Origin of the sequence: Mesorhizobium sp. WSM4311 (assembly GCF_002295115.1) — a bacterium.
Classification (GTDB): Bacteria; Pseudomonadota; Alphaproteobacteria; order Rhizobiales; family Rhizobiaceae; genus Mesorhizobium.
This window is the reverse complement of the sequence record NZ_NSFV01000019.1, coordinates 51,611-71,423: the sequence shown is the minus strand read 5'-3', so window position 1 is coordinate 71,423 and position 19,813 is coordinate 51,611. Positions and strand designations below refer to the sequence as shown.

24 protein-coding genes and 2 pseudogenes are annotated in these 19,813 nt (G+C 64.3%); 13 read left to right on the top strand and 13 right to left on the bottom strand.

From position 1 onward, the window contains the following. Window positions 1-12 precede the first annotated feature (12 nt). The 3 genes from CK226_RS31280 to CK226_RS31270 form a co-directional block, all read right to left on the bottom strand. Complete coding sequence (locus CK226_RS31280; protein WP_095793895.1) at window positions 13-882, bottom strand: SUMF1/EgtB/PvdO family nonheme iron enzyme; 870 nt, start codon at window positions 880-882, stop codon at window positions 13-15. A gap of 73 nt (window positions 883-955) precedes the next feature. Then, window positions 956-2,059, bottom strand: a complete 1,104-nt coding sequence (gene nirK, locus CK226_RS31275) for a copper-containing nitrite reductase (protein WP_095775044.1) — start codon at window positions 2,057-2,059, stop codon at window positions 956-958. 285 nt (window positions 2,060-2,344) lie between these two features. Then, a complete protein-coding gene (locus tag CK226_RS31270; protein ID WP_095793894.1) occupies window positions 2,345-2,785 on the bottom strand; it encodes a pseudoazurin in 441 nt (146 codons plus the stop codon). 153 nt (window positions 2,786-2,938) lie between these two features. Here CK226_RS31270 and CK226_RS31265 point away from each other — a divergent pair, with 153 nt between their 5' ends. Further along, the gene (locus CK226_RS31265) at window positions 2,939-3,634 is read left to right on the top strand and encodes a Crp/Fnr family transcriptional regulator (protein WP_095793893.1); all 696 of its coding nucleotides are present in this window, start codon (window positions 2,939-2,941) and stop codon (window positions 3,632-3,634) included. Here CK226_RS31265 and CK226_RS31260 read toward each other — a convergent pair. The 4 genes from CK226_RS31260 to CK226_RS31245 all read right to left on the bottom strand — a co-directional run bounded on the left by CK226_RS31260 (window position 3,585) and on the right by CK226_RS31245 (window position 6,662). Beyond that, a complete protein-coding gene (locus CK226_RS31260; protein WP_095793892.1) occupies window positions 3,585-3,836 on the bottom strand; it encodes a DUF1858 domain-containing protein in 252 nt (83 codons plus the stop codon). The two genes, CK226_RS31265 and CK226_RS31260, sit on opposite strands and share 50 nt — an antisense overlap. A gap of 176 nt (window positions 3,837-4,012) precedes the next feature. Further along, the gene (locus tag CK226_RS31255) at window positions 4,013-5,074 is read right to left on the bottom strand and encodes a YeiH family protein (RefSeq protein ID WP_095793891.1); all 1,062 of its coding nucleotides are present in this window, start codon (window positions 5,072-5,074) and stop codon (window positions 4,013-4,015) included. Between the two features lie 242 nt (window positions 5,075-5,316). After that, window positions 5,317-5,694 carry an ester cyclase gene (locus CK226_RS31250; protein ID WP_095793890.1) on the bottom strand — a complete coding sequence of 126 codons (378 nt, stop codon included), beginning with the start codon at window positions 5,692-5,694 and terminating at the stop codon, window positions 5,317-5,319. A 74-nt stretch (window positions 5,695-5,768) separates the two neighbouring features. Continuing rightward, the gene (locus CK226_RS31245; RefSeq protein ID WP_095793889.1) at window positions 5,769-6,662 is read right to left on the bottom strand and encodes a LysR family transcriptional regulator; all 894 of its coding nucleotides are present in this window, start codon (window positions 6,660-6,662) and stop codon (window positions 5,769-5,771) included. Window positions 6,663-6,814: 152 nt separating this feature from the next. Between CK226_RS31245 and CK226_RS31240 the strand changes: the two genes are divergently transcribed. From CK226_RS31240 to CK226_RS31190, 12 genes and pseudogenes are all read left to right on the top strand, one after another. Beyond that, entirely contained in the window at window positions 6,815-7,210 is a 396-nt protein-coding gene (locus tag CK226_RS31240) for a cupin domain-containing protein (RefSeq protein ID WP_095793888.1), read from the top strand. Between the two features lie 50 nt (window positions 7,211-7,260). Next, window positions 7,261-7,599: a carboxymuconolactone decarboxylase family protein gene (locus CK226_RS31235; protein ID WP_095793887.1), complete on the top strand. Its 339-nt coding sequence runs from the start codon at window positions 7,261-7,263 to the stop codon at window positions 7,597-7,599. 3 nt (window positions 7,600-7,602) lie between these two features. Beyond that, window positions 7,603-7,970, top strand: a pseudogene (locus tag CK226_RS31230) (DUF2255 family protein). Window positions 7,971-7,972: 2 nt separating this feature from the next. Continuing rightward, entirely contained in the window at window positions 7,973-8,962 is a 990-nt protein-coding gene (locus CK226_RS31225) for an aldo/keto reductase (RefSeq protein WP_095793886.1), read from the top strand. A 35-nt stretch (window positions 8,963-8,997) separates the two neighbouring features. After that, window positions 8,998-9,093 (top strand): annotated as a pseudogene (locus CK226_RS35835) (oxidoreductase); the annotation flags it as partial. A gap of 226 nt (window positions 9,094-9,319) precedes the next feature. Next, window positions 9,320-9,787 carry a GNAT family N-acetyltransferase gene (locus CK226_RS31220; protein WP_095793924.1) on the top strand — a complete coding sequence of 156 codons (468 nt, stop codon included), beginning with the start codon at window positions 9,320-9,322 and terminating at the stop codon, window positions 9,785-9,787. Window positions 9,788-9,815: 28 nt separating this feature from the next. After that, window positions 9,816-10,199, top strand: coding sequence for an ACT domain-containing protein (locus tag CK226_RS31215; protein WP_095793923.1), 384 nt, complete (start codon window positions 9,816-9,818; stop codon window positions 10,197-10,199). A gap of 174 nt (window positions 10,200-10,373) precedes the next feature. Beyond that, on the top strand, window positions 10,374-11,807 hold the full coding sequence (locus tag CK226_RS31210) for an aldehyde dehydrogenase family protein (RefSeq protein ID WP_095793922.1): 1,434 nt from the start codon (window positions 10,374-10,376) through the stop codon (window positions 11,805-11,807). 269 nt (window positions 11,808-12,076) lie between these two features. Next, window positions 12,077-12,505, top strand: coding sequence for an MbcA/ParS/Xre antitoxin family protein (locus tag CK226_RS31205; RefSeq protein ID WP_095793921.1), 429 nt, complete (start codon window positions 12,077-12,079; stop codon window positions 12,503-12,505). Then, the gene (locus tag CK226_RS31200) at window positions 12,499-13,197 is read left to right on the top strand and encodes an RES family NAD+ phosphorylase (protein WP_095790451.1); all 699 of its coding nucleotides are present in this window, start codon (window positions 12,499-12,501) and stop codon (window positions 13,195-13,197) included. Before CK226_RS31205 ends, CK226_RS31200 begins: the two co-directional genes overlap by 7 nt. A 170-nt stretch (window positions 13,198-13,367) precedes the next feature. Then, on the top strand, window positions 13,368-13,658 hold the full coding sequence (locus CK226_RS31195) for a metalloregulator ArsR/SmtB family transcription factor (protein ID WP_032931173.1): 291 nt from the start codon (window positions 13,368-13,370) through the stop codon (window positions 13,656-13,658). A gap of 35 nt (window positions 13,659-13,693) precedes the next feature. After that, entirely contained in the window at window positions 13,694-14,809 is a 1,116-nt protein-coding gene (locus CK226_RS31190) for an alkene reductase (protein ID WP_095793885.1), read from the top strand. A gap of 118 nt (window positions 14,810-14,927) precedes the next feature. Here the strand turns inward: CK226_RS31190 and CK226_RS31185 are convergent, their stop codons facing one another. From CK226_RS31185 to CK226_RS31160, 6 genes are all read right to left on the bottom strand, one after another. Further along, window positions 14,928-15,686: an amino acid ABC transporter ATP-binding protein gene (locus CK226_RS31185; protein WP_095793920.1), complete on the bottom strand. Its 759-nt coding sequence runs from the start codon at window positions 15,684-15,686 to the stop codon at window positions 14,928-14,930. A 41-nt stretch (window positions 15,687-15,727) separates the two neighbouring features. Next, complete coding sequence (locus CK226_RS31180; protein WP_095774896.1) at window positions 15,728-16,402, bottom strand: amino acid ABC transporter permease; 675 nt, start codon at window positions 16,400-16,402, stop codon at window positions 15,728-15,730. Further along, complete coding sequence (locus CK226_RS31175; RefSeq protein ID WP_095774895.1) at window positions 16,399-17,070, bottom strand: amino acid ABC transporter permease; 672 nt, start codon at window positions 17,068-17,070, stop codon at window positions 16,399-16,401. Before CK226_RS31175 ends, CK226_RS31180 begins: the two co-directional genes overlap by 4 nt. A 158-nt stretch (window positions 17,071-17,228) precedes the next feature. Next, window positions 17,229-18,035: an ABC transporter substrate-binding protein gene (locus CK226_RS31170; RefSeq protein ID WP_095774894.1), complete on the bottom strand. Its 807-nt coding sequence runs from the start codon at window positions 18,033-18,035 to the stop codon at window positions 17,229-17,231. 94 nt (window positions 18,036-18,129) lie between these two features. Beyond that, window positions 18,130-19,290 (bottom strand): saccharopine dehydrogenase family protein, encoded by a 1,161-nt coding sequence (locus CK226_RS31165; RefSeq protein ID WP_095793884.1) that lies wholly within the window; start codon window positions 19,288-19,290, stop codon window positions 18,130-18,132. Continuing rightward, window positions 19,287-19,787, bottom strand: a complete 501-nt coding sequence (locus CK226_RS31160; protein ID WP_010910740.1) for an Lrp/AsnC family transcriptional regulator — start codon at window positions 19,785-19,787, stop codon at window positions 19,287-19,289. The genes CK226_RS31165 and CK226_RS31160 overlap by 4 nt, the downstream gene beginning before the upstream one ends. Between the last annotated feature and the right edge of the window lie 26 nt (window positions 19,788-19,813).

Sequence of the window (19,813 nt, the reverse complement as noted above, 5' to 3'; positions counted from 1 at the left end):
TTGTTGTCGTGATCAGGAAATGCCCAGCCACCGGATGGCGGCTTGCACGAGGTTGAGCCGGTCGCGCACAAGGCGGAATCCCAGATTGTCGGGCGGCGTGCCGACGGCGCAACCGCCGCTTTTCCCGTCCCTGATGAAGTTCGACATATAGGTGCGATGGAAACCTTCCACGACATGAACGCCGCAATTGTCGATCGAGCTTGCAACGCCGGCGCCGTCGGCGGCTTCCGTCGTATGGACGTAACAGGTGGACGTCCACTCCCAGACATTGCCGGCAATGTCGGTCACCCCCTTGGAATTGGGTCCAAATCCGCCCCTGGTTCTCGGCTCGGGGTCGGATTTTCGTCCAAGCGAAGCCTCGGTGCGATATTGGACGAGCCAGCGCTGCGCCGGATTGTTGGGGTCGGTCTCGCCAGCCTCGATGTCACCGCGAAAGCGTTCGCCCGCCGCATAGGCCCATTCCATGTCCGTCGGCAGGCGCCATGCCGATCCGGTCTCGGCCGAAAGCCAGTCGGCATAGGCCTCGGCATCGATATGGCTGACGCCAGTAACCGGAACATTGCCGCTGCCGCGGCCATCGGCCGGCTTGCAGGCGCCGGCCATGACGCAACGCCGATAGTCCGAAGCGCTTACCTGGTATTTCATGATCTCGAAAGGCTCCGCCACCGTTGCCCGGACCACGGGAGCACTGACCGGGTGGTTCTGCCTGAGGAATTCGCCTGGCAGCGGATGGGCGAACGATCCGGGCGCGAGGGTGATGAGTTCGGAGCGTATCAGGAGTTCCTGATCCGGCGCCGGGCGCCAGCCGACGGCGCCCGTCGCGCCCAGCGTGAACAGGGCGCAAGCCAGACCTCCGAGAGCCAGGATGGGATTGAGGGGCATCGCAGTTTTCCCGCGTTCGCGGCCCTGCAGGAATGGCGCAAGGCCGCGTCTACCTTAGGACCCGAGGCGGCAATCAGGACGTAATCGCCCTTGGCGCTTCGACCTGCATCATCAGGTCGTCGTCCCAGCTTCCGTCGACCGTGAAATGCGCGGTCGCGCCGAGTTCCACCGCCTCGATCAGATTGTGGTTGACGTAGGCGTAAACGCCCGGCTGCAGGAATGTGTAGAGGGCTGCGCCGGCCGAACCCCCGCGAATGAACCAGGTTTCGAGGTCCTTTGCCGGCGGGTTCGCGAACTTGCCCTGTTCCCACACATGGTCGCCATGTCCACCAATCAGATGCGGACGCGTGTCGCGATTGGCCTGCGAATGGACGATCAGGACAGTCTCGCCGACCTTGGCCTTCATGGCGTTTTCGCCGGTCAGCGATCCCGCCTTGCCGTTGAACACGACATGGGTGGGGATCAAGCCACGCATGACTTTCACCGTGTCATCGTAATTGTCGCCGGCCGAGTCATACTTCTTGAATTTACCCTGCTCGTCGCGGGGAATGTAGAAGTCACTTTCGCCGATGTAATAGATATGGTCATAGCGGACCGACTTGCCCTTGTCGTCCTTGAGCCCGTCACGCGGCAGGATCATGATCGCTCCGTTCATGCCCGAAACGACATGCCAGGGGATCATCGGACCGCCGGGCGCGCAGTGGTAGACGAAGGTCCCCGAGCGCGTCGCCTTGAAGCGCAGCGTCGTCTGCTCGCCGGGATTGACCAGGGTCAGCGCACCGCCGCCGAGCCCGCCGGTGGCGGCATGGAAGTCGATGTTGTGGGCAAGCGTGTTGGTGTCGGGGTTGATCAGCGTGAGCTCGACATAGTCACCCTCATGCACGACCATCAGAGGCCCCGGAATCGAGCCGTTGTAGGTCATGGCGTTGAGCTGGGTGCCGTCGGCGTCTATCACCATCGGCTTCTCTTCGATGGTCATCGTGAATTCGACGACCTTGGGACCGCCTTTGGCCACCTGGTCGTGGGCATGGACGAAAGGCGGCGCGACCAATGTCACCTTTTCCCGCGGCAAGCCGGCGACTTCCTTGGCGCTGGCCATGGCCGGCATCGAGCCGACCGTCGCGACGGCCGCAGCCGCAAGAACAGACCCCAACAGTGCTTCGCGTCTCGTAAGCATTTCCCGCTCCTTTTCTGAACCGTTCGATGCATGGAGAATAAGCCTTTCCACCAGGACTTCTTTGCGCTGGCGCAAATTTGAAATTTAGTTTGCCTTGATCTGGTTCATCTGGGAGGCAACGACGGCTGTTCGGAGACCGGCAATCGCGGGCGAATGGAGATACCCGCCGGGCGCCAAAACGCCGTGGGAGTGACGGTGCCGAAGCCGCCGCCACTCCCACAAGACTTTGCAATTCCAATGTCGAGCGCGGACGAACCTGTCTGTCCGCCCGGCCGTCGGCCTCGATCAGTTCGCCTTCGCCACCTGAGCAAACAGCGTGGGGAACACGGTCTTGGCCTTGCCGACCTGCTTGACGGCCTGCGCCGCGTCGAGATTCACGGGCTTGCCGACCACGATCAGCGCCACCATGCCCATCCCGTAGTGCGGGCTGCATTTGACGCCGTAGACGCCTTCCTGCGTCATGGTGACGGTCGTCGTTTCACCCATCTTGCTTTTGATTTCCTGGGCGCCGTCGGGAAGCATTCCCTTGATGGTTTCGACATTGTGGGTCTTGTCGCCGGGCACGAACTTGACCGTATCGCCAGGGGCCGCCTTGATGAAATCGGGCTGGAAGACCATGGATCCCTTGTCTCCCTTGGTCAGCAACTGGACGACGTGCTCTTCGGCGTTTGCGACGCCGGCGAGGGCGAACAGGGCGGCGGCCGCGGCGATCAGGTGGAATTTCATGGGTAAGTCCTTTCTTCGGTGCATCACGGCTCAAACCGTTGCAGCCTTCTAGCCGACAGCACGGACAGGCGATTTGCGCTGGCGCAAATTGGCGCACGAAATATAGACTGGCTGCCGGCGTCATCTGGAGCCGTGTGCAGCGAGGGTTTGGGGTTGCCGCTTGACCGATCGATCATCGCGAGGCTTTCGCTGTTCGAGGGCCTGGGGCCCGCGGAGCTGGACAGCATTCTGAGGGATGCCCGGTCCGTGCGGTTTGCCAAGGAAGCCGCGATTTTCGAGCAGGAGGCTGAGGCGCGTTCATTCTACGTGCTGTTGGCGGGACATATTCGCGTCGTGCGGACCACGCCCGACGGGCGCCAGGTGATCGCCCGCTACATCAGTGAGGGCGAAATATTCGGCGTTGCCGCCGCACTCGGCCGGCTGACCTATCCGGCAACCGCGATCGCCGCGGTCGACTGCGTGGTTCTGGTCTGGCCGAATGCCGTGTGGCCGGACCTATCGTCCCGGTTTCCCGTTCTTACCGCGGGAACATTCAAGACGGTCGGCGCGAGGCTGCAGGACACGCAGGCGCGCGTGATGGAACTGGCCACCGAACAGGTCGAGCAACGCGTTGCCAGTGCGCTGCTGCGGCTGGTGAAGCAGACGGGGCGCAAGACCGATGCCGGCATCGAGATCGACTTCCCGATCTCTCGCCAGGACATCGCCGAGATGACGGGGACGACCTTGCATACGGTGAGCCGGCTGCTGAGCGCCTGGGAGGAACGCGGGATCATCGTCAGCGGCCGCCAGCGTGTCACCATCACCGACGCGCATCGCCTGGTGATGCTGGCGGAGCATAGGGACGGCTGACCGGCCCGCCGGCGACGGCGCGTTCAAGACCTTTCAGGAAATCGGCTTCGTCAATTCGATGATCCCGGCAGGCCTCGGCAATCGAATGGAAGGGAGCGATGTGGCAGCCCACGCAGTGCATCCCGTGCCGGATCAGCACGGCAATGCTTGTTGGCCATCGTCTCATGAGGTCGTCCATGGACATGTTCGGATCGATCCGCATGGGCGTCTCCTTCGTGGTTCTCCCCATACTTCGACCGTAGCAGAGCCGGTTGGTCGGTCGTTGTGCTGGCGCAAGGAAAGAGCGCGCGTCGGAGACTGGAGTGAGATGCGGCCAGGCAACCCAGCCGACGTCCCTGCGGCCGCCGGAATCCGAATCCTCGCGGGAGGCTTGGCGAGCTAGGCGAACTTCACCAGCATCAGGCTGAAGCCGCCGATGAACAGGAAGGCGCAGAAGGCGAGCGCCAGCGGGCGCAGGCCGCGCGACCGCAGCTGCGAAATGTCGGCCTGCAGACCCATGGCGGCCAGCCCCATGGTCAGCATGATGGTGGTGGCGAGCGCCATGGCCGACTTCACTTCGGCGGGCACGGTGACCAGGCTGTTCAACGCCACGACGGCGACGAAGGCGGCGACGAACCACGGCATGGGCGGCCGTGCCGCCGATTGGTCGCGGCTGCCGCGCCGTGCCATCAGGCCGAGTGCGATGACCGTCGGCGCCAGCATGGCAACGCGCGTCAGCTTGGCCACGGTGGCGATCTCGCCGGACTGGGTGCCGTTCTGGAAGCCGGCGCCGATGACCTGCGCCACCTCATGGATGGAGGCGCCGGCCCACAGGCCGAAAGCGTGCTGGTCGAGGCCGAGCGCCGGGGCGAGCAGCGGGAAGCCGAGCATGGCGACGGTGCCGAACAGCGTGATCGAGGCGACGGCATAGGTGACGTCCTCGTCGCGCGCATCGGTGACGATGTTGGTGGCGACGATGGCCGAGGCGCCGCAGATCGAGGTGCCGGCGGCAATCAGCTGCGCCAGCTTGGCGTCGACGCCGATCAGCCGGCCGAGCGTGACGGTGAAGAGGAAGGTGGCGCCAAGCGTCGCCGCGACAATGCCGACGCCGCCGGCGCCGATGGAGACGACCTGGCCGAGCGTCAGCTGGAAGCCGAGCAGGACGATGGCGAAGCGCAGCAGGCGCTTTTGCGAGAAGGCGATGCCGGCCTTGGCGTGCGCCGGCGTGCCGAGCACGTTGGAATAGACCATGCCGGCAACGACAGCCAGGATCATCGGGCTGAACAAAGCGAAGCCGGAGACATTGTGCGCCGAGAAGGCGACGGCCGTGATCATCGCCACCAGCACGATGCCGGGGATAATGCCGTTCCACACCGAATCGAGCCGCTTGCGGCCTGCGGCGAGGTCGGCGGAAATCATGCTTTTCGAAATATCGTTCGCGATGTGGATGGCGGATGACAATGCAATTCTCCAGACATGTATGCCGGAGGAATGCCATTCCTCAAACGATCTTTCCAACGAATTGTTATGGTCAGAATGATCGATTTTTACGAACGATCGGCAATCACTGACCAACGTTGGCGCTGCCTCTCATCCGCCTGCCGGCCGTTCGTCTTTCGAAAAACCAAGCAATTGGCTTTTCGTCCGCTGCGCGGATCAGTCCTCAACTCCCTGTGGGAATGGGGAGAGGGGAGCTGGCCTCATCAAAGCTGTGCTTCGATGGCCGCCTTGTCGATCACCGACCAGACGTTCCTGATCCGATCGCTCAGAAATTCATAGAAAACGTTCTCGCTGAACGAGACCTTGCGGCCGTTGATGGGCAGGCCGAAGAAGGTTCCCTTTGGCGTGCAGTTGAACTGCAGGCGGCTGGCTATGAACGGTGGTTGGGCAATCAGCAGCTGGACATCGAAATAGAGATCGGGAATTTCCCGGAAATCCCGCTCCAGCATGGCGCGGTAACCCGATAGGCCGACGCGCTCACTGCTGTAGTGCACCTCGTCATGGACGAAGAGATGCAGCCGCGCCCAATCCTGATTGTTGAGGCAGTCGATATAGCCACGATAGAGGTCGGTTTCTGTCACCGCGACGGCTCCGGGGTTTCTTCAATCGCGTTCCGGCAGGAAAATAGAACGACCGCGGGCGCAGTCCAGACGTTCTAGCCGCGATAGCGCAGCGCATCGACCAGCAGCGAGAAGGCAGGCGTCGCCTGGCGACGGCTGGGGTAGTAGAGATGGTAGCCAGGGAAGGGCGGGCACCAGTCTGCCAGCACCCGCACCAGCCGGCCGTCGGCAAGATGCGCGCGCACCTGATCCTCCGGCAGGTAGGCAAGGCCAAGGCCGGCCAGCACCGCATTCATGCGCAACCCCGCCGTGTTGAAGATCAGCTGGCCTTCGACGCGCACCTTCAGTTCGCGCCCGGCCTTTTCGAATTCCCAGGCATAGAGCCCGCCATAGGTCGGCAGGCGCAGGTTGATGCAGTTGTGGGCGGTAAGTTCCTGCGGCGTGCGCGGCCTCGGCTGCCGGGCGAAATAAGCGGGCGATGCAACCGCGGCCATGCGCATGTCGGGGCCGATGCGCACCGCGATCATGTCGTGCGCCACCTGTTCGCCAAGCCGCACGCCGGCGTCATAGCGCTCGGCGACGATGTCGGTCAGGCCGTAGTCGACGATGATCTCGACCTTGAGGTCGGGATAGTCCGGCATAAGCCGCGCGATCGCCGGCCACAGCACCGCCTCGGCGGCGTGCTCGCTGGCAGTGATGCGGATGGTGCCGGCGGGCTTTTCACGCAGGGCGCTTAGCGCGGCGAGCTCGGCCTCGATCTCGTCGAGCCTTGGCCCGACGGAGCGCACCAGGCGCTCGCCGGCCTCGGTGGGCGCCACGCTGCGCGTGGTGCGGGTCAGCAACCGCACGCCCAGCCGCTCCTCCAGCGCGCGCACCGTGTGGCTGAGCGCCGATTGCGAGACGCCGAGCTGGGCCGCCGCCCGCGTGAAGCTTTTTTCGCGCGCGACGGCGAGGAAAGCGGCCAGCTCGTTCAGATTGTCTCGCGGCATTGATGAATTGTCCTCATAAGTACATGCCGGGTGTAGCATCTAATCCAGGCCAATCGCAGGCGCTAAATAGACGCCATCACAATTGGCTGCCCGAACTCGGCGGCCTTGAAGGCCTGGGGCAGCGTGCTGCCTGGCGTCGAGAAGGAGAAACCATGGACATCAAGCGAAGCGGCTCGCAGCCTTCCGCAAAAGGTCCAGCCGACTATTTCACCGGCACGGTGCGCATCGACGCACCGTTCAAGGGCAGCGAGCCGGCCCGCGTCGGCGGCGCCACCGTGACTTTCGAACCCGGCGCGCGCACCGCGTGGCACACCCATCCGCTCGGCCAGACGCTGATCGTCATGTCGGGCGCCGGCCTGGTCCAACGTGAGGGCGGCCCGATCGAGCCTATTCGCCCCGGCGACATCGTCTGGTTCGCGGCCGGCGAGAAGCACTGGCATGGCGCGGCACCGACAACAGCGATGACCCACATTGCCATCGCCGAGGCCCTCGAAGGCAAGGTCGTCGACTGGATGGAGCATGTTACCGACGAACAATACGGGGTCTGAGCAAGCATCAGCGCTTCGCTTGGACCGATGCCGCAACGAAGGAAACCACCATGACCGATAAACCAGTGCCGCACAGGAGTCCGTTCTCCGATATCGCGCCCGCGCTCGGCAGATACACCGACGAGGTGCTGTTCGGAGATGTCTGGATACGGCCCGGCCTTTCGCCGCGCGACCGCAGCCTCGTCACCGTCGCCAGCCTGATCTCGAACTACCGGATCAACGAGATGCCTTTCCACATGAAGCGGGCACTCGACAATGGCGTCACCCGCGACGAACTCATCGAAACCATCACGCATCTCGCCTTTTACGCCGGATGGCCGGTTGCAAGCACGGCGATCGGCGTCGCCCGCAAGGTTTTCGAACAGGCGGATGCCGAGAAAAAGGAATAGGAAATGCCTTGGTCGAAGGATGAACTCGGGAGGATCGCGGCAACCGACGATCTGCATATTTCGCCTTTGCGCGATGACGGCGTGACCCTGGGCACGCCGACCTGGATCTGGTCGGTCGTCGTCGACGGCGCGCTTTATGTGCGCGGCTACAACGGCCGGCAGTCGCGCTGGTATCAGGCCGCGATCAGGCAGAAGGCCGGACGCATCACGGCTGCCGGCCTGACCCGGGACGTTACCTTTGAAGCAGTCGAGGGAACCGTCAACGCCCGCATCGATGACGCCTACCGGGCGAAATACGCAGCCAGCTCGCACCGATGATCGCGGCACGTGCCGGTGCCGCCACGGTGCGGATCACACCGAAGGAGAATTGAAAATGCAAAAGCGCACACTTGGAACAAGCGGCCTCGAAGTCTCGGCCATCGGGCTCGGCTGCATGGGGATCAGCCAGTCCTACGGGGCGCCGATGGAGACGCCGGATGCCGTTCGCCTGATCCGCTCCGCCTTCGAGCGCGGCATCACCTTCTTCGACACGGCGGAGGTCTATGGGCCGTTCAAGAACGAGGAGGTCGTCGGCGAGGCGCTGCAGCCGATCCGCGACCAGGTGGTGATCGCCACCAAATTCGGCATCGACATCGCCGGCACGGCCGGACATCAAGGCATGGACAGCCGGCCGCAGCATATTCGCGAGGTCGTCGAGGCCTCGCTCAAGCGGCTGAGGACCGACCGGATCGACCTGCTCTACCAGCACCGCGTCGATCCGGTCGTGCCGATCGAGGATGTGGCGGGCGCGGTGAAGGACTTGATCGGCCAAGGCAAGGTCAAGCATTTCGGCCTCTCCGAAGCCGGCGTGCGCACCATCCGCCGCGCCCATGCGGTGCAGCCGGTCGCCGCCCTGCAAAGCGAATATTCGCTGTGGTGGCGCGAACCCGAGGCGGCGATCCTGCCGGTGCTCGAAGAACTGGGCATCGGCTTCGTGCCCTTCAGCCCGCTGGGCAAGGGTTTCCTGACCGGCGCCATCAATGCCGATACCAGGTTCGACAGCAGCGACTTCCGCAACACCGTGCCGCGTTTCGCGGAAGAGGCGCGCAAGGCGAACCAGGCGTTGGTCAACGCGATCGTCGCCATCGCGGCGCAAAAGAAGGCGACCCCGGCGCAGGTCGCGCTCGCCTGGCTGCTGGCGCAAAAACCCTGGATCGTTCCGATCCCCGGCACGACGAAGCTCAACCGCCTCGAGGAGAACATCGGATCGGCCTCGGTCGCGCTGACGGCGCAGGATCTTGCCGACATCGAAAACGCGGTCTCGGCAATTGCCGTGCAGGGCGAGCGCTATTCGCCGCAACAGGCGGCGAGGATTGACCGCTGAAGCGTGCGCGCGCTCTGTGACCGTGTAGCCATCCGGCGGATTCCTTCAGGACGGTCGAGTTCGCCATGAGCTGGCCCGATGAGGCCGACATCAACGAGATCCTGTTCAGGCTGACGGCGCAGGAGTACTAAGTTCGAAAGTCTGGGCTAATCCCCAAGCCTTGACGCCCGCGCCTCATGTTCCAGCTTGGCGTCATGTTCGCTCTCGCGCCCACAAACACCCAGCGACGTTGTTCCCGCCCATTGCGGAGCGGCAAGCTGATTGCGCGACGACAAAGGCCGGCAGGATAGATCCGGTTCGTTCGTTTCCAGCCCCGCCCGCGACATCGCCGGCGGGGTTTTGCATATCTGGAGCACTGTGATGACAAATTCTTCCATCCGGTTTCGGCCGGCCGAAACCGCTGACGCCGCGACCATCAGGGACATTGTGCGCGCGGCCTATGGCAAATGGGTGCCGGTGATCGGCCGCGAGCCGCTGCCGATGCGCGCCGATTACGGGAAGGCCGTTGCCGAGCATCCGTTCGAGCTTGCCGTCGACGGCGGCCGCATCGTCGGGATGATCGAAACCATGCTGGCCGACGATCATCTGTGGATCGAGAATGTCTGCGTCGCGCCGCCGGCGCAGGGCAGGGGGATCGGCCGGCTGCTGCTGGAGCGGGCCGAGCGCAAGGCGCTCGAAGCAGACCGCCTGGAGCTGCGCCTGCTGACCAATGGCGCCTTCGAGGCCAATGTGTTGTTGTACAAAAAGCATGGCTATACGATCGAGCGGGAGGAGCCGTTCATGGGCGGCATGACGGTCTATATGAGCAAGAAATTGACGCGATAGCGGACAAATCGGAGGCATGGATACGACGATGGCTGCCAAGGTCAAATTGAGGCAACTTCCCGGGCCGTACGCGATTTCGCGGCTCGGGTCGGGCGACGGCATTCCCGGCTGGGCGGACGGGCCGGGCTTCGTCAGCATCACCCGGACCGACGACGAGCTTTCGATCACGTGCCTGCAGGATCGCGTCCCAGGCACGGTCAAGCACGACGGCGACTGGGTCGCCTTCAAATTGCAGGGGCCCTTTGCTTTCGACGAAACCGGCATCGTGCTGTCGGTCATCCAGCCGCTGTCGGAAAAGGGACTGGGCATCTTCCTGGTGTCCACCTTCGACGGCGATCACCTGCTGGTGAAGGCCGGGGATCAGGATGCGGCGCGACGGCATCTGGTCGAGGCAGGTCACACTCTGCTGTAGTCCATCCTTGGCCATTGAAAACGGCTGGGTTCTCTGGCCAACGCCTCTGGCTCAATCGCTGGCGCGCTGGCTCAACCATTTCGGGGGTTGTGTTTGACAGCGGCGTTTGTGCATCGTTATTTCTGATCGGATATGACGGCCGGAACGGCCTTGCGGCACCCCAAGGAGAAAACCATGCCACACAATCTGCAGTTCTATATCGACGGTGCGTGGGTCGATCCTGTCGTGCCCAACACACTCGATGTCATCGATCCGTCGAATGAGGATGTTTTCGCGCGGATCTCGCTGGGTTCCAAGGCCGATGTCGACAAGGCGGTGGCCGCCGCCAGGCGCGCCTTCAATACGTTCGGCTTCACCTCGGTCGAAGAACGCCTCGACATGCTGAACCGCGTCATCGAGGTCTACAAGAAGCGCTCCAGGGACCTGGCGCTCGCCGTGTCGCGCGAAATGGGCGCGCCGCGCCAGATGGCGCTCGACAGCCAGGTTGGCGTCGGGCTGGCGCATCTGGAGAAGATGGCGGAGACGCTGAAGACCTTCCAGTTTCGTCACGTCAAGGGGGCCTCGCTGATCGTCAAGGAACCGATCGGCGTCGTCGGCCTGATCACGCCGTGGAACTGGCCGCTGAACCAGATCACCTGCAAGGTCGGCCCGGCACTTGCCGCCGGCTGCACCATGGTGCTGAAGCCGTCGGAAATTGCGCCGCTCGACGCCATCATCTTCGCCGAGATCATCGATGAGGCCGGCGTGCCGAAGGGTGTGTTCAATCTCGTCAATGGCGACGGCCCCGGCGTAGGCCAGGCGCTGTCCAGCCATCCCGACGTCGACATGATGTCGTTCACCGGCTCGACGCGGGCCGGCATATTGGTGGCCAAGGCCGCCGCCGACACGGTCAAGCGCGTGCACCAGGAACTGGGCGGCAAGTCGGCCAACATCCTGTTCCCGGATGTCGACCTCGCCCGCGCCGTCACCAAGGGTGTCGCCGGCTGCTTCGGCAATAGCGGCCAGTCCTGCAATGCGCCGACCCGCATGTTCGTGCCGCGCGAGCGCCATGACGAGGCCGCCGGTTATGCCAAGGCGGCGGCGGAAAAATTCGTGGTCGGCCCCGCCGATGGCGCCAACACCAAGCTTGGCCCCGTCGTCAGCCAGGTCCAGTTCGACAAGATCCAGGACCTGATCCAGGCCGGCATCGACGAGGGGGCGACGCTGGTCGCCGGCGGCCCCGGCCGCCCGGCCGAACTCAACCGCGGCTACTATGTCAGGCCGACTGTGTTCGCCGACGTCACCCACGACATGCGCATCGCGCGCGAGGAAATCTTCGGGCCGGTGCTGGCGATCCTGCCCTATGACACGGTCGAACAGGCGGTCGAACAGGCCAACGACACCGTCTATGGCCTTGCCTCCTACATCCAGGCCAAGGACATCCAGAAGGCCCGCGACGTGGCGGCACGCATGCGCTCGGGCAATGTCTACATCAACTACCCGGCCTGGGACGCCGGCCTGCCCTTCGGTGGCTACAAGCAATCAGGCAACGGCCGCGAATACGCCGAATACGGGCTCGAGGATTTCCTCGAGATCAAGGGCATCGCCGGGTATGAGGCGGCGGAGTAGGCAGGGCCTTAGCATCGACCTTCCAGGAATTGGGTTCCTCGCCCCCGCAAAGCGGGGGAGAGGTGGCCGCGAAGCGGTCGGAAAGGGGGCTGCGGCGCTGGATGTTTCTGCTCAATCACCTAGGGCCGCGCCATCCCCCGCTCCGTCTCGGCTTCGCCGATCCACCTCTCCCCCACTTCGTGGGGGCGAGGAACCCAAGTCTGTTAAGGTCTCATCCTTGCCAATTGGCAAATACATGCTATATCTCTGCCAATAGCAGGGTGAGCAACATGCAGCTTCAGTCCATCGTCACGACGCCGGCCGCGGTCGGGTCAGCCATTTCGGAAGAAGAGGCCGGCGCGCTGGCGCGCACCACGGTCAATCTGTTCAAGGCGTGGAACCTCACCGACATCGAGGCCTGCATCCTGCTCGGCGGCATGTCGGCGCGCACCTGGGCACGTTGGAAGACTGGGGCGCGCTGGAAGGAAGGCGGCATCGGTAGGATCGACCGCGACCTGCGCACCCGCATGGCGCATCTGATGGGCATCCACAAGGGCCTGCGCTATCTCTTCACCGAGCCGGCGCGCGGCTATGCCTGGATCCGCAAGCCCAATGCCACGTTCGGCGGCCAGTCGGCGCTCGACCTGATGCTGCGCGGCGAAATCTCCGACCTTGCCGCCATGCGCGAATGGCTCGATGCGGAGCGTGGTGCATGGTGAGTGGGCTCGCGGTCAGGCGCCGCGTCCACTGGCCCCAGACGTTTCGCATCATCCGCTCCATCCATCCGCCGATCGACCTGTTCGAGGACATTGCCGATCCGCGTGACTGGGAGGCTCTGGCCGCCGTCGAGGAGAAGACCAACCCGCGCATCCGGCTGGAGATCGGCGATCTCGGCAAGGTCGCGGCGGCAAGGCGGGTGTCCGGCCCCGGCGCCAGCTTCGTCATGGCGCCCTTCGTGCACTGTTCGACGCTGCGGCCCGGGCGTTTTTCCGATGGCAGCTACGGCCTCTATTATGCCGGCGACAGCGAGGATGTGGCGCTGGCCGAAACCATCCACCACCACCAGAACTTCATGCGCGCCACCAATGAGGATCCGGGCTGGACGGCGGACTTTCGCGTGCTGATCGGCAGCGTCGACCGCGACCTCGACGACGTCAACGCCGTGCCCGGCGTGCTCGACCCCGACGATTACACCGCCTCGCAGGCGGAGGGGAGGGCGCTACGGGCAGGGGGCAGCGATGGACTTGTCTGGAACAGCGTGCGTATGCCCGACGGGCAATGCATCGGCATCTTCTGGCCCGACGTCATCCCCGTGCCGGTACAAGGCCGGCACTACTCCTACCACTGGGACGGCAGCCATGTGGATTTCGTGCGCCAGCACGATACGGGCAAGGTGCTGTCGGTCACCTGACGGGATGGCGGCGCATTCGCCGCGGAGGCTGGCGCCCGGCGGCGCTATTTGCGGATTCGTGCCGTGTCCTGAGACCAACTTGCTCCAATTGCCTTCGAAAATAGCATGGATTTCCTGCCATATCGACTCTACCCGATCTATATATCGGGTGAGATCGATGCGAGGTGAAGATGGACCGCGACATCATATTGAAGGCACTGGCGCATCCGTTTCGACGCGATGTCCTGGCTTGGCTGAAGGAGCCTGAACAGCACTTCGCCGCGCAGGCGCATCCGCTCGAGATGGGTGTCTGCGCCAGCCAGTTCGACCATCGCGGCCTGGCGCAGTCCAGCGTCTCGGCGCATCTGGCGACGCTGGCATCGGCCGACCTCGTGACGACGCGTCGGGTCGGCCAATGGGTGTTCTACAAGCGCAACGAAGAAACCATCGCCGCCTTTCAGGCCGCCTTGTCCGATCTCTGACGATCCTCCCCCCGAATGCATGAAAGGCATTTCTCATGACTACCCTGTTTGATCCCTTGCGGGCCGGCGACCTGACGCTGGCGAACCGCATCGTCATGGCGCCGCTGACGCGCAATCGCTCGCCCAATGCGGTGCCCGGCGACCTCTCGGTGACCTATTACAGCCAGCGCGCCACGGCTGGTCTTATCGTCACCGAAGCCACCGCCATCAGCCATCAGGGCCAGGGCTATGCCAACGTGCCCGGCCTCTATGGCGCGGACCAGCTGGCCGGCTGGAAGCGTGTCACCGACGCCGTCCATAGAGGCGGCGGCAAGATCGTGGTGCAGCTCTGGCATGTCGGGCGCATCTCGCACAACACATTGCAGCCCGGCAGCGGCAAGCCGGTGGCGCCGTCGGCGATCCGCGCAAACTCCAAGACGTTCCTGGTCAAGCCGGATGGCAGCGGCGAGTTCGCCGAGACCTCCGAGCCGCGCGCGCTCGATGCGGCCGAACTCCCCGGCATCGTCGATGATTTCCGCCGCGCCGCCAAGGCGGCGATCGAGGTGGCGGGTTTCGACGGCGTCGAGATCCATGGCGCCAACGGATATCTCATCGACCAGTTCCTGCGTTCGGGCACCAACCATCGCGGCGATGCGTATGGCGGGTCGATCGAGAACCGGACGCGCTTCCTGTTCGAGGTGGTCGACGCGGTCACGGGCGCAGTCGGCGCCGGCAGGACCGGGATCAGGCTGTCGCCGGTGACACCCGCCAACGACACTTCGGATGCCGATCCGCAGCCGCTGTTCAACCATGTGGTGGCGGGCCTGGGCAGCCGTGGCCTTGCCTATATCCACATCGTCGAAGGCGCGACCGGCGGCGCGCGCGACTTCAGCCAGGGCCACCAGCCGTTCGATTACGAAGAACTCAAGGCCGCCTATCACAAGGCCGGCGGCGCCGGTGCCTGGCTGGTGAACAATGGCTACGACAAGGAACTGGCCGAAAAGGCCGTCGGGGACGGCTATGCCGACCTGGTCGCGTTCGGCAAGCTGTTCATCGCCAATCCCGACCTGGTCAGCCGGCTGAAGCGCAATGCCGAACTCAACGTCCCCGACAAGGCGACGTTCTACGGCGGCGACGCCAGGGGCTATACGGATTACCCGACGGCGGCCTGAGCCGCCCATCGCAGACGGTTTGCCCTTTCGCCCGCAGCGGAAGGGCAGCCGCTCGCCCGGTACGATGGCCCTAACGGCTTACAGAGCGGTTGCACCGCAAAGCCGACGGTCGCCGCCGTCAATGCCTGAGAATCTTGCTCAGGAAGGCGCGGCTGCGGTCGGTCTTGGGGTGTGAGAAGAACTCGTCGGGCGTGCCGCTTTCGACGATGGCGCCAGCATCCATGAACACGACGCGCTGGGCGACCTTGCGGGCAAAGCCCATCTCGTGCGTCACCACCATCATGGTCATGCCTTCCTCGGCGACCGCCACCATGACGTCGAGCACTTCCGAAATCATTTCCGGGTCGAGGGCGGAAGTCGGTTCGTCGAACAGCATGATCTTGGGCCGCATGCCGAGGCAACGCGCGATCGCCACGCGCTGCTGCTGGCCGCCGGAGAGCTGTGCCGGATAGGCGTTGACCTTGTCGGCCAAGCCGACCTTGGCCAGCAGTTCGCGCCCGGCCTGTTCGGCCTCGGCGCGCGGGATCTTGCGGACATGGATCGGGGCCAGCGTGACGTTTTCGAGCGCGGTCTTGTGCGGGTAGAGGTTGAAGGACTGGAAGACGAAACCGATCTCGGTGCGCAGCTGCGTCATGTTGGTGGCGGGGTCGCCGACGCGTTGGCCGTCGACGATGAGGTGGCCGTCCTTGATCGTCTCCAGCCCGTTGATACAGCGGATCAGCGTGCTCTTGCCCGAGCCGCTCGGGCCGCAGACGACGACCACTTCGCGCGGCTCGACGCTGAGCGTGATATCCCTGAGCACGTTGAGCGCGCCGAACCATTTGTTGACGTCGCGAAAGTCGATCATGCCGGTCTTGGTCAGGCCTGGTTGGGTCATGCCCGCTTTGGTCATATTGCTTGGCCCTTTGGGGTTCGATGTCACAGCTGCACCTCGCCATGCGCCGCACCCATGCGGCGTTCTAGCCGGCGGGCCAGCATGATCAGCGGATAGCAGACGATGAAATAGCCGACGCCGACCAGGAAGAAGACCAGCAGGCCGTTGGGCACACGCTGCACCACCAGCCAGCCGACGCGGGTGAGGTCGGTCAGGCCGATGGCCGAGACAACGGAAGAATCCTTGATCAAGAGCACATATTGCCCGACCAGCGGCGGCAGCACGATGCGCATCGCCTGCGGCAGCACCACCTGGCGCATGCGCTGCCAGCGCGACAGGCCGGACGCCAGCGCCGCCTCGACCTGACCTGATGGAACCGAGCGGATGCCTGCGGCGACGATCTCGCAGATGAAGCAGGCGGCGAGATTGGTCAGCGCGATGACGCCGGCGGTGAAGGCGTCGAGCTCGATACCGAACTCCGGCAGGATGAAGAAGATCAGGAAGATCTGCACCAGGAACGGCGTGCCGCGGATGAGGTCGACCCAGGCGCCGATGACGCTGGAGAGTAGCCGGCTGCCGCCGGTGCGCAAGATGCCGAGACCGAAGCCGAGCAAGGTGCCGAGCACCAGGCTGATCAGCGACAGCACCACGGTCATGCCGAGGCCGCGCAGGGCCAGCGGATAAGAGCCGGCGAGGCTGACGAATTGCTGCCACATCATGTCCGCGCCCCCGCCGTGCCGAGCCAGCGGCCGGAGAGACCGGCCAGTGCCTTCAGGCCGTAGTAGAGCAGCAAATAGAAGGCGGCGATGGTGAGAAAGCCTTCCGCCGGCATGAAACGATCGGAGGCGAGCAACTGCCCGGCACGCGTCAGCTCGGCGACCGAGATCAGCGACAGAAGCGCGGAATCCTTGACCAGCACGATCGCCTGGCCGAGCAGCGGCGGGATCGTCACCTTGAAGGCTTGCGGCAGGACGACCAGGCGCATGCGCTGCGTGTAGGTCATGCCGGAGGCGACGCTGGCCTCGACTTGGCCGCGCGGGATCGACAGGATGCCGGCGCGAATGATTTCAGCGATATAGGCGCCGCTGTTCAATGACAAAGCGAGGATGCCGACGACGAGTTCCGGCAGCACGAAGCCGAGCCGGGGCAGGCCGAAATAGAGGAAATAGAGCTGCGCCAGCAAGGGCGTGGCGCGCACGGCGTCGATATAGGCCTTGGCCGGCGCGCGAAACAACCAGCCGCGCTGCAAATTCATGGCGCACAGCGCGATGCCGACGAGGAGCGCGCCGACAAAGGAGATCGCCGACAGCCAGACGGTCGTGACCAGGCCCTGCCCGAACAGCGGCAGGTATTCGACGATGGTGCGGAAACTGAAATTTTCGAGCATGAGCGCGGCGGTGTGAGTAGTGAGGAGGCAGTAGGCAGTAGGCAGTAGGGCAGTAGGGCAGTAGGGCAGTAGGCAGTAGGCAGTAGGCAGTAGGCGGTAGAGAAGTGCGCCGAATGGCTACTCACTACTCACTACTGCCTACTCACTACTCACCCAATTTAGTGGTCTTTCTTCCAGGCGTCGGAATTGACCCAGTAGTCGAGGTTCTTCTGCAGGCGGCCGTCGATGGTGACCTGGTTGAGGAACAGGTTCATCCAGACCAGCAGGTCCGGCTCGTCATAGCGGGTGGCGAAGGCAAGCGGCTCCTTCGACAAGAGGTCCGGCATGATGGTGAAGGTGCCGGCCGGGTAGGCGGTCGACTGGCCCTTGACCGCCGAGACGTCATTGACGCCGCAATCGGCCTGGCCGTTGTTGACCGCGTCGAGCAGCAGCGGACCGCCGCCCTTGTAGCTCTTGATGTCGGCATCGGGGAAGGCGGCCTTGGCTTCCTTCTCGCCGGTGGCGCCGAGCAGCACGGCGATCTTGGTGCCCTTGGCTTTGCAGTCCTCGGTGGTCTTGAACTTGCTGTCGGCCTTGGTGAAGACGGTGCTGCCCGTGTACATGTAAGGCGTGGTGAAGGCGACCTTCATGCCGCGCGCCAGCGTCGGCGTCATGTCGGCGACCAGGAGATCGGCCTTGCCGGACAAGAGCGCCGGGATCAGGCCGTCCCAGTCGAAGTCGAGGAAGGTGATCTTCACACCCATTTCCTTGGCCATCAGTTCGGCGAGTTCGACCGAACTGCCGGTGCGTTCGCCATTGGCGCCGACCAGCGAGAAGGGCGGTCCTTGCGTCTGCACGGCGACGCGCAATTCGCCGCGCTTGGTGATCTCGTCCAGCGTTCCGGCGCTGGCGGCAGCGGTCAGGCCCGCGAGCGCAAGTCCGGCGATGAAAAGTCTTCCGGCGATGAAAAGTCTGGCAATCTTCATTCTGGCATTCCTCCCTGTCGTTGTTTGCCCGCGGATTCCCTTGGGCTCTTTTTTGAGCGGCGACGCCGTTTGCCGGCGGGCCGTTCGAAAATCCTCAGTCCCAGGCCACCGTCTCGGCAACCTTGATGCCGCGTTTGGCCAATTCCTCGAAGAAGGCTTCGTCGGGCACGTCGAGCAGCGGGTTCAAAAAGCCCGGCGTGATGATCTCGCGCCGCGCCAGCATCTGCGCCACGATGCTGGCGGGGTAGCCGACGCCGAGGCTCATGCCGAACAGGCCCGACGCCAGGTCGCGCTCGATGATCAAATCGGATGTCACGGTCTTGGCGCGGCCGCCTTGGAGGCCGGAAAAGACATTGCGCATCACGCAAAGGTCCTTCTCGCCGGGGCGATATTGCAGTTGCGGGCCGAGCAGCCGGCCGAGGAATTCGCGCGGGCTGCTGGAGGTGCCGGGCACCTTGTCCTCGGAGAGGAAGCCGAGCTCCTTCAGCGGCGCCCAGAAGGCCGACCATCCCGGCCAGCGCAACGTGTAGCGGCCGGAGCGGCGCAGCCCTTTGGCCGCAGGAAGCATCTCGACATAATGCAGCGCATCGCCATTGGGGAAGGCTTCCAGCCGGCCGAGGCCGGCGACCTCGATCTCATGGATGAAAGGACTGTCGTGCTGGCGGGCTGCGGGCACGGCGACGCGCTTGCCGTCCTCGATCATCACGCTGTCGCGGTTCTGGCTGACCAGGACCATGTCGAAGTTCCAGCTCACCTTGTAGCAAAGCGGCTTGGCCATCGCCTTCGGCTCGGGAATGCCGCCGCAATAGGAATCGATTGATGCGATCGCGTCGAACTGTTTCGCGGCGCGGGCGTAAAGCACGAGGTCGATGCCGGGATCGAGCCCGCATTCGGTCATGATCGATACACCGGCCCGTTCGGCTTCCGGCGCCAGGTCGGCGATGGTCTTGGCATAATTGGTGGTGACCAGCGGCGTGCGGGTCGCGATGGCGGCTTGCACCGCCTCGCGCATCAGCGGCTGCGGCAGCAAATCGATGACGGCGTCGGCGTCCGCCAGCACACCGGCAAGCGCCGGTCCGATCGCACCCTTGGGCATGACGAAACGCACGCGGGAAAGGTCGGTCAGATCAGCCAGCCGGGCCGCGCCATCCGGCGCGGTATCGACGCAGGTCACCTCCTCGACACCACTGGCGACGAGATCGGCGATGGCCGCGCGGCCTTGCAGGCCGAGGCCGCCGAGAACCGCTATCCTCATGCCGGCTCCTTGCGGTCGTCCGACCAGCAGCCTTCGGGCAGGCTGACCCATTTGTTGCAGGACGCCATGACGACGAAGGTCTCGCTGCGCACGACCTCGCCCGGCTCGCCGGCGCCCGGGATCAGTTCGCTGGTGACGCGATAGAGATCAGCGACGTCACCGGCCACCGTCACGTCGACGATGATGTCGAAGCGTCCGGTGACCACCGAGGCCGAGTTGACGAATGGCAGTTCGGAAATGCGCTGCGCCAGTTCGCGGGCCCGGCCGCGCCCCTGGGCATTGATGCCGACAATAGCCGAGATCAGTTCCGGCCGCTCGGTGAGGTTCAGCAGGCCGACGATCTTGAGCAAATTGCGGTCGAGCAAATTGCGCAGCCGCGACCGCACCGTCGGCACCGAAATCGCCAAGATCTCGGCAAGGCGGTTGATGCCCGGCTGGGCGTCCTGCGACAGCTGTTTGACCAGCCGCCGATCGGTCAGATCGAGATGTTCCCGCAAAGTGCCAGTCTTTCACAAATGAGATA